Genomic DNA, 13664 nt, shown 5'->3' with positions numbered 1-13664 from the left:
ATGGCCAAATTAACTACTCAAATCAATACAGGCAGCCAAGAATTCAAAAATAATCAAGCAAACATGCAAGCTATAGTTTCTGATTTACAAGAGAAAGTAAATCAGATTGCTCTTGGTGGCGATGAAAAAGCGCGTGCAAGACATCAACAACATGGTAAATTACTTCCCAGAGAGCGTCTCCATCAATTACTGGATCCAGGCAGTCCATTTCTTGAACTATCGCAGCTTGCAGCATACCAAGTATATGAAGACATAGTACCAGCTGCAGGAATAATTACTGGAATTGGAAGGGTCGCAGGGACTGAATGCATGATTGTTGTCAATGATGCCACTGTTAAAGGTGGCACTTATTACCCTCTGACAGTAAAAAAACATCTACGCGCGCAAGAAATTGCGATGACCAATCATTTACCATGTATCTACCTGGTGGACTCAGGGGGTGCTTTCTTACCACTTCAGGACGAAGTTTTCCCAGATAAGGACCATTTTGGACGGGTATTTTTTAATCAAGCACAAATGTCAGCTCAAAATATCCCACAAATTGCTGTGGTCATGGGTTCTTGTACAGCAGGAGGAGCTTATGTCCCAGCTATGGCTGATGAATCCATCATGGTAAAAAATCAGGCAACAATATTTTTGGGGGGACCACCGCTTGTTAAAGCCGCAACAGGTGAAATAATCAGTGCAGAAGAATTAGGCGGTGCTGAAGTCCATTGTCGACACTCGGGCGTATCTGATTATTATGCAGAACATGACGCGCATGCTCTGCATTTGGCACGAATTGCTATCAGTAACCTAAATCGAAAAAAACCAGATTCTCTAGACAGAATTGATACAGTCCCTCCTCTTTACAATAGCGAAGAACTTAATGGAATAGTACCGACAGATCCTAGAAAGCCTTTTGATATAAGGGAAGTTATTGCTCGTATCGTAGATGGTTCAGAATTTGATGAATTCAAAGCACTATTTGGAACAACCCTGGTTTGTGGTTTCGCTCACTTATATGGCTATCCTATAGGAATTGTTGCGAATAACGGCATCCTATTTAGTGAAAGTGCATTAAAAGGGAGCCATTTCATTGAGTTGTGTTGTCAACGTAAAATACCTCTCGTATTTCTGCAAAACATTACTGGATTTATGGTAGGTTCTAAATATGAAGCATCTGGTATTGCAAAGCATGGTGCTAAAATGGTAACGGCAGTTGCAAATGCTAATGTACCAAAATTTACTGTAATGATAGGTGGCAGTTTTGGGGCTGGAAATTATGCTATGTGTGGCAGAGCATATAATTCTCGTTTTTTATGGACTTGGCCTAATTCTCGCATTTCTGTAATGGGTGGAGAACAAGCAGCCAATGTTCTGGCTCAGATCACTAGAGAAAAATACGCCAAGCAAAGAAAAGAATGGTCTGTCGAAGAAGAAGAGCAATTTAAAAACCAAATGCGAAACCAGTATGAAACTCAGGGGCATCCCTACTACACTAGTGCCAGACTTTGGGATGATGGAGTAATTGCGCCCCAAGATACGCGTACAATACTGGGGCTTAGCTTATCCGCAGCTTTAAATGCGCCGATTGAAGATACTCGATTTGGCGTATTTCGCATGTGAAAGGAACAACAGCATGAGTGATTTATTATACGAAACTCAAGAGCGAGTATGCTTACTGACGATGAATCGAGTTAGTAAATATAATGCCTTTGATAATCAACTGTTATCTGAAATGCAAGTACAGCTCAGCTCTGCAATAAATAATCCTGATATCCGGGTCATAGTGCTTAAAGCCAATGGGAAACACTTTTCAGCGGGCGCTGATTTGGCCTGGATGCAGAGCATGGCCAATTTTACTGAAGAAGAAAATCTAAAAGACAGTATGATATTAGGCAATTTAATGTATAGCTTAAATCAAAGTTCAAAACCTACTATCGCTATGGTCCAAGGTTCTGCTTTTGGTGGAGGAGCGGGACTGGTTGCTGCATGTGATATAGCTATTGCCGGGACTTCTGCACGATTTTGTTTTTCTGAGGTTAAGCTAGGTTTAATCCCTGCAGTAATCAGTCCTTATGTTGTCAAAGCAATAGGGGAACGTGCCGCAAAAATGTTATTCATGAGTGCTGAAATTTTTGATGCGGCACGCGCTTACTCTCTTAACCTAGTCCAACACTGTGTCCCGGAAGACACATTATTGGAGTTTACTCTCAAATATGCAATGCAAATTAGTAATAATGCACCTGACGCTGTTAAACGTTCAAAGCAGTTGGCACGATATGTGGCTAATAAAGAAATCGATGAAGAATTGGTTCATTATACCGCTTCTCTGATTGCTCATAAAAGAGTTTCCGCTGAAGGACAAGAAGGTCTAAAAGCATTTCTTAATAAAGAAACACCTAACTGGAATAAAGGTTCTGGACATGTTCAATAAAATACTAATTGCCAATCGAGGCGAAATAGCTTGCCGAATCATTAGAACAGCACATTCTATGGGAATTCAAGCCATTGCAGTTTATTCAGAAGTAGATAGAAATAGTCTTCATGTGCGATTAGCCGACAGTGCCTATTATATTGGTGAAGCACCGGCTAAAGACAGTTACTTGAATATAGATCACATCATTCAGGCTGCTAAAGATAGTGGGGCACAAGCTATCCACCCTGGTTATGGGTTTTTATCTGAAAATCCTGATTTTGCAAAAGCCTGTGAGCAAGCCGGTATCATTTTCATTGGCCCTTCAATCAAAGCTATGGAAGCAATGGCGTCTAAACAATTGGCTAAACAACTCCTTGAAAAAACTAATGTCCCTCTAACTCCAGGTTATCACGGTGCCGAACAATCAGAAGAAGAATTACTGAATGCAGCAAAAAAAATAGGATTCCCAGTATTAATCAAAGCAGCTAATGGTGGTGGCGGAAAAGGGATGCGCGCTGTATATGAAGAAAAAGAATTTCATGAGGCATTAGCAGGAGCGAAAAGAGAGTCTATAGCATCTTTTGCGGATGATACCATGATAATCGAAAAATTAGTGCTCAATCCTCGCCATGTTGAAGTACAAGTGATGGCGGATAACTACGGAACTGTTGTGCATTTATTTGAACGGGATTGCTCCATCCAACGCAGACATCAAAAAATTATTGAGGAAGCTCCCGCCCCTAATTTACAGCTCTCGTTACGTCAAAGATTATCCGAAGCCGCTTGTGAGGTTGCACGTTCCATTAATTACAGGGGAGCTGGTACAGTAGAATTTCTAGTAGATGGTGAAGATAATTTCTACTTTATGGAGATGAACACAAGACTGCAAGTAGAACACCCGGTTACAGAAATGATTACCGGACTTGACCTTGTTTCCTGGCAATTAAAAATTGCTGCTAATGAAATTTTGCCATTGTCTCAAAATCAAATTCAAACTAAGGGTCATGCTATTGAGTGTCGTATCTATGCTGAAGACCCCTACCATGGTTTTATTCCTTCTATTGGTCAGCTTGAATTTCTAAATGAACCTTCAGGTGAAGGTATTCGCATTGATACAGGCGTTACCTTATCTTCAGAAATAACAATGTATTACGATCCAATGATAGCCAAACTTATTGTTTGGGGGCATAGCAGAGAGGAAGCATTGCAAAGATTGGATCGAAGTCTCGCCCATTATGATATTGGTGGAGTAAAAACTAATATCCCTTTTTTGCGAGCCATTTGCCAACATACCAAATTCAAAGAAGCAGAATTAAGCACTAATTTTTTAGAGAAAGGGAACATTCATCTGCCACAACCTAATAATGAGTTGGCCTTATTTTTAGCTATAAGTTTTGATTATTTGTCCACAGTGAACCGTCCTTCTGATCCTTTATTGCAAGATGCATTCGCTTGGCAAATGCATCTTCAAAGCCACTGGATATGGCGTTATCAACTAGATTCCACAACAATTGAAGTCAAGATTACACCGTTAGATAAAGAAACATTTAGAGCAAACATCGCAACTGCGTTCCCCACCTCGCCCTCCCATGGCTTGACTGATGGGAGCCGAGGAGGAGAGCTCAGAAATGAAAAACAGTTACTTACTATCAATAATAAAGAGATGATTATTCATGCGAAATTTGATTGTGATCAACTTGTTATTGAAATGAATCAGCAATCACTGAAGGCGCGAGTAGAAGATAAAGATGACCACTTGATTTTTTATACTGACAAAGGTCAGGCCTCAATTGAACGCTTCCATTGGAGTAAATTGGACACCCATGCCTCTAGCCATAAAGGACAATTAACTGCACCAATGCCCGCTACAGTCGTTGCCATCTTAAAAAACATTGGTGAACAGGTAAAAGCTGGGGAGAGCTTAATCGTTTTGGAAGCTATGAAAATGGAGCACACTATCCATGCTCCAGTTGACGGCATATTATCGGATATTTTTTATTCTGTGGGGTCCCAAGTGAGTGAGGGAGCAGAATTATTAGCGCTGAGCGAATTAGATACCTGAGAGAATGTTATATATGGATTATCCACAACATGTGACAATCATTGAAGTAGGACCTAGAGATGGCTTACAAAACGAGCCCTCTTTTCTTTCTAGCGACAAAAAAATTGAATTAATCAATTTACTGAGTCAAACAGGCTTGCAACACATAGAAGTCACCAGCTTTGTTTCAGCAAAAGCCATCCCCCAGTTAGCTGATAATGAAACCGTGTTTCAATCAATTAATAAAGTCCCATCTATAAACTACTCTGCTCTCGTCCCTAATGAGCGAGGAATGCAGAAAGCCCTAGAAGCAGGAGTACAGAATATAGCAGTATTCACAGCTGCTAGTGAACTGTTTAATCAACGGAACATTAATTGTTCTATTAAAGAAAGCATAGAGCGGTTTAAACCTGTTTTGGAATTGGCAAAAGCCAATCAAATTAAGGTGAGGGGCTATATTTCATGTGTTTTGGGTTGTCCCTACGAAGGACATATACAACCTGCAAAAGTGGCAGAGGTCACAAAAATGCTTCTTGATCTGGGTGTGCATGAAATTTCGCTAGGAGATACTATTGGAGTAGGATCTCCGAAACAAACTCAGATGCTTTTGGATCTCATACTACCAATACTGCCTCTTACTCAACTAGCTATGCATTTCCATGATACTTATGGACAAGCAATTGCTAATATATACGCTTCTTTGGAGTATGGTGTAAACCGATTTGACAGTTCTGTTGCCGGGCTTGGAGGTTGTCCTTATGCCCGAGGCGCTAGTGGCAATGTTGCAACAGAAGATGTGCTTTATCTAATGCATGGACTTGGTATCGATACAGGTATAGATATATTTAAAATTGTTACTGCTGGCGACATGATTTGTAAGGTATTAGGGCGAAGGAATCAATCCAAAGTCGCTAACGCTATGCTGGCTAACCCATGCAATTAGATTGAGAAATAATTATCAGCGTAGGTTGGCAATTAGCAAAGCCAACACTCAACTTTAGGTCTGTTGGGCTTCATGTTGTCCAAAACCAACCTACTCAAAACAAAACAATGTGAGATATCTTCATGAACGATATAGTATGGAATCCTCAAAAACCCGAGCAAACAAGAATGTGGCAATTTATGGATTTTGCTGCAAAAAAACATTGTCAAATTTTTGAAAATTATCAGGATTTATATACTTGGTCAGTAAAACATCCTGAGTCATTCTGGGAAACTCTTTGTCATTTCTTTAAACTAAATTTTGATACACCACCACACCAAATTCTTAATTATTATTCTGAGATGATTGAAGCACGGTGGTTTTCTGGTGCTCACCTCAACTTTGCCCAAAAATTATTAAGCCGCAGAGATAATCACCCTGCTTTGATAAGTTTAGATGAAGACGATCATAAAAAGGTTATCACCTACGCTCAATTATACGAGAAAGTAGCACAATGTGCTGCAGGGCTTAAGGCAATTGGCGTCTCAACAGGTGATCGCATTGCTGCAGTTATGCCCAACACTCCCTATACAATCATTGCAATGCTTGCCACCACTTCTTTAGGGGCTATTTGGTCTTCATGTTCTCCTGATTTTGGTACCCAAGCTGCTCTGGATCGTATAGGTCAGATTGAACCAAAAGTACTTTTTATTTGCGACGGTCACCAATACCAGGGGAAAAAATACAGTAGTATAGAAAAAATTAACCTGCTATCTGCAGGAATTCCTTCCCTACAGCAGATAGTTATTTGCCCAAACATTAATGAAAAAATCGATCTGGAACCAATGCCCAACGCATCTTATTGGAACGATTTTATAAAACCAGCAACTGAATGTGACTTTATATCACTTCCTTTTAATCATCCGGTTTATATTTTATTTTCCTCAGGAACAACGGGTAAACCGAAATGTATTGTTCACGGCGCGGGAGGCACTTTAATTCAGCACCTGAAAGAATTGGGATTACATTCTGATATAAAATCAACAGACAATTTATGTTTCTATACAACCTGTGGATGGATGATGTGGAACTGGACTGTTTCTGCTTTGGCATTAGGAGCAACCATCACTTTGTATGAAGGCTGCCCTACTTTCCCAACTAATAACAGAATGTTCCGGTTAATAGATGAAGAAAAAGTCACTGTATTTGGGACCAGTGCCAAATTTATTTCGGCAATAGAAAAATCTGATGTCAAACCCAGGAGTGAATTCCAGTTGTCTGCATTACGTTGCATCCTGTCTACGGGCTCCCCTCTCCTTCCTAAAAACTATGATTTCGTTTACAAGCATATTAAAAAAGACCTGCAGCTGAGTTCCATTTCAGGAGGGACTGACATCATATCCTGTTTTGCTTTAGGGAATCCTATCCTACCCGTTTATCGTGGCGAATTACAATGCATCGGACTAGGTATGGAAGTTGCCGTATTTGATGAAGACGGACACTCTGTAAAACAAAAACGCGGCGAATTAGTCTGTACAAAACCATTTCCTTCAATGCCTGTAGGTTTTTGGAATGACAAAGGCAACCAAGCTTATAACCATGCTTATTTTGAGCGATTCCCTGGTGGTGTATGGGCTCATGGTGATTTTGCTGAAATAACAGAACATAATGGCTTGATTATCTATGGGCGCTCCGATGCGGTTTTAAATCCAGGAGGGGTACGTATAGGAACTGCTGAAATTTACAGACAAGTTGAAAAAGTGGATGCTGTTGTTGACAGTATAGTCATCGGACAAGATTGGCAAGATGATGTACGAGTTGTATTATTTGTAAAATTACGTGAAGGAAAAACACTGGATGAAGACTTAATCAATACCATTAAAACAACCATTAAAAAAAATGCCTCACCAAGACACGTTCCTGCAAAAATACTGCAAGTTCCAGATATCCCTAGAACCCTTAGTGGGAAAATTGTTGAGCTGGCTGTCAGACAAATCGTTCATGGTCAACAAGTAAGCAACTTGCAATCATTAGCCAACCCCCAAGCATTGGAGCATTTTAAAGACAGAGAAGAGTTAAAGAATTAAAATATGGCATGGCTATTTGCAACCCGGACTAGACATAGCTGTAGTCCGGGGAGATAGATGCTCTAATTCCGTATTAAGCTGCGCGCTAATATGGACAATTTGCTGCAAAGCAGTTTCCAAGACTTTCAGGACTTGATTCATTCAAACACTTTAAATCCTTCTCCTAGTTTACAATTCATTTGAAAACTACTTATGCGCTCATAAGTGCTCGCATTTAACACAGTAGTTTTGATTGATGCTTCACCTTCTGAATCCAGATTAAATTTACTGTAATCAAACATAGGCGTACCACGTGCCACTGGATCATCAAGAGTAAAATGCCGATCAGAGGCAGTAACTCGATTGTTATTGGCTAGCGCAACAGCATTTGGGGTAAATGAAATTATTGCAGAATGCAATGGCATTTCAGAAGTACATTTTTTTAAATTGATTACAAAGGTTATTTTTTTGCCTGCTGACACAGCATCGGCAACCTCTTGAAAAGTTCCCAACTCGGCAGCCTGCACTGTAAATGAACACAGAGTAAAACACGCCAAAAATATTTTTTTCATTTGAACTGCTCCTTGTATTTAAATCGGCGTAAGCGTGCCAATAAGAATTTCTCTTGTCAATCCTCCACAAATTAAATAAAGATTTTTCTTTGTTTGTAAAACCAGGTTGTGTATAATTTGACTTAGCGTCGATTTGAAACACAGCTTGCGGACGCTCAAAAGATCTTCCTCTGGGATATAGAGAAACTTCAATAATTGGAGGATTTTATATTTTAATGTTCTTTTGAAAATACGGCTAAAGCGGTAGTTCCTATCCCTTTTTGCCTTTCTGCAAGCCATACCTAAGATACCTCAGGTTATAATAATGATTGAATTAAGTGGATTAAAGAAGTCTTTCTCAGGAAAACTAGCCTTAAACGATATTAATTTATTTATCCCGGAGGGAGAAATATTTGGAATCATAGGCAAAAGTGGTGCGGGAAAATCAACATTGTTACGTTGCCTAAATCTACTGGAAAGGCCTGATGAGGGAGAAGTCATCATTGATGGCCAGGATTTAATGAGTCTTTCCAGAAAAGAGTTGGCATTAGCACGCCATAAAATTGCCATGATTTTCCAGCATTTTAATTTATTAAATTCAAAAACAGTATTCGATAATATAGCCCTTCCAATGAGAATCCAGGGCATAGATGAAGGATCAATCAAACAAAAAATTGATGAGTTACTTCCAATTGTTGAATTAACAGAGAAACGAGACGCCTATCCCTCACAACTGAGCGGCGGTCAAAAACAAAGAGTAGCCATCGCGCGAGCCCTAAGCTGCTCGCCCAAAATATTACTTTGTGATGAAGCCACTTCGGCACTAGATCCCAAAACAACCGATTCCATATTAGCCTTGCTAAAAAAAATCAATGAATTATATGGCATTACTATTGTTTTAATTACTCATGAAATGGATGTCGTAAAACGCATCTGTAAAAGGCTTTCTGTTATGGTGGATGGAAAGATTGTCGAAACCACAGCCTTGTCTAATATTTTCAATAAGCCCGATAGTCTTGCTCGCAGCATGCTGTATGCCCAAATTAGTCCTGAACTACCAGTGTCTCTCACTCGCAGGCTGGCAGACTACGCTACTGAAAAACCTCTGGTGAGGCTATTCTTCCAGGGGGAGGAAGCAACAGTACCCTTCATTAGTCAAACTAGCAGAGATTTAAATATGGATATCAATATTCTGCTGGCTAATATCGATCGTTTTGATGAAGTGACTTGCGGTGTTTTAATCGTTGAGCTTACAGCAAATCCATTATTGCTTGAAGCGTTCATTAAACGTTGCGAAGAGGCTGACATTACTGTGGAGGTTTTAGGCTATGTCCTACCAGATGGTTTATGATTTACTTACTGCTACAGGTGAAACACTGTATATGGTGTTCTTTAGCACACTTTTTGCTGTGCTGCTTGGTCTACCGTTAGGCATATTATTGTATTCCTCCGCTCGGATAAAACCCAACCGCAATTTAAACAAGGTATTGTCGGCTCTGATTAATATTTTCCGTTCTATTCCCTTTATCATATTACTTGTTGCCATCATTCCTTTTACCAGGCTAATTGTAGGTACCAGTATAGGAATTAATGCAGCAATTGTTCCATTAACAGTTGGAGCTATACCTTTTTTTGCCCGATTAATTGATAATGTTTTGCAAGCACTGCCTCATGGCCTCATAGAAACAGGATACTCCATGGGTGCCAACACGAGACAAATCATTTTACATATTATATTACCTGAAGCACAGTCTGGACTAATTCACGCTATTACTGTTACAGCTATCACCCTAATTAATTATTCTGCAATGGCTGGAACAGTAGGTGCTGGAGGACTAGGGACATTAGCAATTAATTATGGCTATCAACGTTTTAACGCAGGCGTTATGATATCTACTGTTATCGTGTTAATAATTTTAGTTCAACTGATACAGATGGTTGGCGATTACCTAGCTAAACGCTGCATACATCACTAAATGGGAGATCCGATGCGAATTTTAAGTTATTTAGTTTTAATCATTAGCCTAGTAGCCTGCAGCAGTAAACCAGCCCCCAATACTTTGGTCATAGGAACAATAGCTGGTCCAGAAACAGAACTTATAGAAACAGCAAAGCAAGTTGCTGAAAAAGAATATGGCATAACCATAAAAATAGTTGAATTTAATGATTATAATTTACCAAACGAAGCACTGCAGGACGGTAGTCTGGATGCTAATGTTTATCAACATTTACCTTATTTAAAAGCAGCAATCTTGTCGCATGGCTATAATTTGCAAGCAATAGGTAGAACTTTTGTTTATCCAATGGGGATTTATTCTAAGAAATATAAAACGCTCAGTGAGTTACCTGAAAATGGGGTTATTGCGGTGCCTAATGATCCCAGTAATGAAATGCGCGCCTTTTTATTATTGGAAAAAGCTCATCTAATTACTTTAAAAAATACAACGAATAGCGGTATACAAGATATAGAAAGTAATCCTAAAAAATTCAAATTCAAAGAAATGGATGCTGCCCAATTACCCAGGATACTTCCAGATGTGGATGCTGCCGTGATCAATACTACTTTCGCCTTGCCAGCTGGATTAAGTCCATCAAAAGACGCCTTATTTACTGAAAACAAGGATTCTCCTTATGCTAATATAATTGTAATACGTCGCGACACAGAAAAAAGACCACAACTGGAATTATTTGTGAAGGCGTTGAACTCTGAAGAGGTAAAAGAAAAAGCTAAGGAATTATTTGGTGATGATGCTATAGCAGCATGGTAATTTTTAAGTTAATTTTACTTAATAAAAAATTAATAAAAAACTGTTATACTTTACTTAGATAATCTCGCTGAGGTAATTTGATATGCCTTTTTATAATTCCTTACCTTTATTTGGTAAACACTTGAAATCAGAAAGCCGTACACAAAAATACTCTGCCAATGAAATTAAAAGACTAGAAAGAGAATATAGAGATTCCATTGGACTAGGTGACAATGCAACGTTCAGCTCTGATGCTTTTGACAAGCTTGTAAGCTCAAGGATTGGGGATTTCAATGGTTTTTCACAAACCAAAGGCCCAAGTAGTACCACAATACACGATAAACTAGCCGGAGACACCCCAGAAGCAAAAGAAGTGAGGGATGGGTTAAACAAGAGCTTAGAAACCACACCGGAATTTACTGAAGCACAAAAAAATTTTTCCGAATCGGCGTCAACATTTAAAGAACTTACTAAACTAATTCCAAGCAAATTCAGGGCACAGGATCTTATTGGGACTATGAAAGAGCTAGTGGACGATGGAAGAAAAGCCATCCTGGCCCAACAACAACATGAAATTAAAATGCTGGAAGAGCAGTTTGACCTCACAAAAAATCCAAATTTCGTACCCAATCTAAAGAAAACTTTGAATTTAACCAGCGATAACGATGTTGAGAAAGTCAAAACGAATTTATTAAACGATCTAAAGGCATCGCATAAAAAACAACAGGAAGAGTTTGATAAAACCACCAGTGAGTCTTTGAATAAATTACATCAAGCTGTTGCAAATCAAACAAGAGAATACCTATTTATTGTAAGTCTTTATGAAAATAATAAGGAGATGGAGCGATTAATTGAAAACAAAATGGCAGAGCATCGTAAAAAAATGGGACTTCCCCCCGAAACAACAAAGGCTTTTGCATCTATAAAAGATATTGATTTCAGCGGCGTTAAACTTAAAGATCTACCTGTACTCAAAGGGCCGAGTGGAATGGCATTACATCAACAGCCAGATGGTAGCTTCGTTATTAAAATGCCAGCGATAAATCCGCTTTATTATCAGGATCCAAGGCAAAATATTAAAGCTGACCTGATGTTGATGGCAAAGGCAATATACTCGACACCTCCAGGTCATAATAGTATTGAAATGGACTGTGATTTTCCAAAAAGTGAAAAAATAGGTATGGAAAGAGGGAGGCAGGCGTATGCTGCTTGTATTGAGGCAGGTTTCGCACCGGACAAAATTACTATCAAAGTTAATGGCAAGGTAATGAAACCAGAAGAACTATTTAAAGAAGACAAAAAAACTTATCAAGACCTCATGAAAAAAGTTCCAAAAATTGAAAAAGATTATGCAGAAATATCTGCTGCCAAAACACCTACTGGGCCAGTAAATACCACCGCGGTTAAAGAAGCAGTGACGGCCATAAAAGAACAACAAAAAGCTAAAGAAAGAGCTGAGCATACTGAACCTCAAGAACAACATGGGGCAAAGTTAACCTAGCTGATCTTGATGTATTAGAGCTCTTGCATAAGGACTTCTTTGAATCTCAAATTCAATAGACTTCTTTCGAAACTCTACTGCCATGGAGAATTGCTTTGTCAATACGGTGCTCGAATCCTCATGTACTTACGTGTACACTGCTGTTCTGCGCTCCGTTTCTCCTCGCACTTCTCTCATGGCAGCGAGTTTCGAAAGAAGTCTAATACAGCTTCTATCAATGTCTTGCTCAAAAAATTCCACTATCTCTAATGGATGATTTCTGATATTTTATAAGACATTACTATTCAATCGCCTTATATTAGAGCTCTTGCATCACCAGTAGATTTTAAATTAGTGCAAGGCGCAAACATTCCGAGGAGCAGAGTTTGCATGAACTCAATGAGCACCGGAGAAATGCTTGCAACGAAACAATAATACAAAAGATCAAGGTTATGCAAGAGCTCTGTTTGAAATGGAGCTAACGAGTTAGCTAAGGAGATGGCTATGGGTACTCGTCGTTTTGATGAATTTGATAATGATTTGGAAGATTTCAGTGATACTGAGGCAGATATTACTGAAGTTAGCCTTTCTACAAAGCTGGAAAGACGTAGAAAAATAGAAGATTTGTTTGAAGAAAAGCGCTTGCGAGAAGAACTGGAAGAATTTGGCTAAACGACTCTCCGCTATCTTAGCTTAAAAAGCATGAGGTCTATAAATATCAAACCTTACAGTTTTTCCTTCAACAGAGGCATGAGGAGCTAATAATGGCTTGATTTTTTGTGGCCATTTTACAACTACTCGTAAGTTAACACGAGACAACGCCATCTTAATCAACTCCAAAGCATCGTTATCAGTCCCTATCATTTGCTGCAAAGCCTGCATTTCTTTCTTAACCAAGGCAGATTTACTCCGCTCTGGATGCATTGGATCAATGTAAATAACATCGGGATACTCTTGGTTACTTAAGTTATATAGATATGAGAATGCATCCATTTCAATGAGGGATAAGTGCATTTTTTGCTTATCTAATTCGTTTCTACGAGACAAGGCATCAGCTAATAAAGCGGCCATAACTGGATGACGTTCCAGCATAATCACCTCAGCACCAAAAGAAGCTAATAGGGCGGCATCTCTTCCCCAGCCAGCCGTTGCATCCAGAATTTTAATGCCTTTAGCTGGCTTGCAGGCTCGAAGCAACCCCTGTTTCTTGCCCTCTCCTCTTCTTTTACTCCATGTATGTGCACTAAAGTCTGTAGACAACAGGGAAAAACTCGGAATTTTTAAAGCAAGCTTCTCAACAGAAACAAAAAGACAAGTCTTAGCATCTCGTTCTAGCTGCAAATTTAACTTATCAGCTAATAATTGAGCGTACTCTTTTAGCTCGTCTTTTTCATAACCAATAGCTTTTATTATGCTCTTCTTGCAATATCGATCGGTGTAAATTCGTGTCATAAAA

12 protein-coding genes are annotated in these 13664 nt (G+C 39.2%); 10 read left to right on the top strand and 2 right to left on the bottom strand.

What is annotated here, in order from left to right:
- The 5 genes from OK13_RS05320 (at position 1) to OK13_RS05300 (ending at position 7451) form a co-directional block, all read left to right on the top strand.
- Complete coding sequence (locus OK13_RS05320; RefSeq protein WP_035888546.1) at positions 1–1608, top strand: carboxyl transferase domain-containing protein; 1608 nt, start codon at positions 1–3, stop codon at positions 1606–1608.
- Positions 1609–1621: 13 nt separating this feature from the next.
- The gene (locus OK13_RS05315; protein WP_035888541.1) at positions 1622–2419 is read left to right on the top strand and encodes an enoyl-CoA hydratase-related protein; all 798 of its coding nucleotides are present in this window, start codon (positions 1622–1624) and stop codon (positions 2417–2419) included.
- Positions 2409–4463 (top strand): acetyl/propionyl/methylcrotonyl-CoA carboxylase subunit alpha, encoded by a 2055-nt coding sequence (locus tag OK13_RS05310; protein WP_035888536.1) that lies wholly within the window; start codon positions 2409–2411, stop codon positions 4461–4463. Before OK13_RS05315 ends, OK13_RS05310 begins: the two co-directional genes overlap by 11 nt.
- A gap of 13 nt (positions 4464–4476) precedes the next feature.
- Positions 4477–5385: a hydroxymethylglutaryl-CoA lyase gene (locus tag OK13_RS05305; RefSeq protein ID WP_035888603.1), complete on the top strand. Its 909-nt coding sequence runs from the start codon at positions 4477–4479 to the stop codon at positions 5383–5385.
- 122 nt (positions 5386–5507) lie between these two features.
- A complete protein-coding gene (locus OK13_RS05300; protein WP_035888533.1) occupies positions 5508–7451 on the top strand; it encodes an acetoacetate--CoA ligase in 1944 nt (647 codons plus the stop codon).
- A gap of 137 nt (positions 7452–7588) precedes the next feature.
- On the opposite strand, the gene OK13_RS05295 is transcribed toward OK13_RS05300, so the two are convergent.
- Positions 7589–8002, bottom strand: a complete 414-nt coding sequence (locus OK13_RS05295) for a VirK family protein (RefSeq protein WP_035888528.1) — start codon at positions 8000–8002, stop codon at positions 7589–7591.
- Between the two features lie 304 nt (positions 8003–8306).
- Here OK13_RS05295 and OK13_RS05290 point away from each other — a divergent pair, with 304 nt between their 5' ends.
- The 5 genes from OK13_RS05290 (at position 8307) to OK13_RS14745 (ending at position 12880) form a co-directional block, all read left to right on the top strand.
- Positions 8307–9332, top strand: a complete 1026-nt coding sequence (locus OK13_RS05290) for a methionine ABC transporter ATP-binding protein (RefSeq protein ID WP_035888526.1) — start codon at positions 8307–8309, stop codon at positions 9330–9332.
- Positions 9310–9957 carry a methionine ABC transporter permease gene (locus tag OK13_RS05285; RefSeq protein WP_035888525.1) on the top strand — a complete coding sequence of 216 codons (648 nt, stop codon included), beginning with the start codon at positions 9310–9312 and terminating at the stop codon, positions 9955–9957. The genes OK13_RS05290 and OK13_RS05285 overlap by 23 nt, the downstream gene beginning before the upstream one ends.
- A gap of 12 nt (positions 9958–9969) precedes the next feature.
- A complete protein-coding gene (locus tag OK13_RS05280; RefSeq protein ID WP_035888600.1) occupies positions 9970–10749 on the top strand; it encodes a MetQ/NlpA family ABC transporter substrate-binding protein in 780 nt (259 codons plus the stop codon).
- A gap of 82 nt (positions 10750–10831) precedes the next feature.
- Entirely contained in the window at positions 10832–12229 is a 1398-nt protein-coding gene (locus OK13_RS05275; RefSeq protein WP_035888523.1) for a hypothetical protein, read from the top strand.
- Between the two features lie 483 nt (positions 12230–12712).
- Positions 12713–12880, top strand: coding sequence for a PA3496 family putative envelope integrity protein (locus OK13_RS14745; protein WP_162833791.1), 168 nt, complete (start codon positions 12713–12715; stop codon positions 12878–12880).
- 21 nt (positions 12881–12901) lie between these two features.
- Here the strand turns inward: OK13_RS14745 and OK13_RS05270 are convergent, their stop codons facing one another.
- The gene (locus OK13_RS05270; RefSeq protein WP_052117578.1) at positions 12902–13660 is read right to left on the bottom strand and encodes a class I SAM-dependent methyltransferase; all 759 of its coding nucleotides are present in this window, start codon (positions 13658–13660) and stop codon (positions 12902–12904) included.
- Positions 13661–13664: the final 4 nt, after the last annotated feature.

It is taken from the genome of Legionella norrlandica (assembly GCF_000770585.1).
GTDB lineage: Bacteria > Pseudomonadota > Gammaproteobacteria > Legionellales > Legionellaceae > Legionella > Legionella norrlandica.
This window is presented reverse-complemented; position numbering and strand designations above follow the sequence as displayed.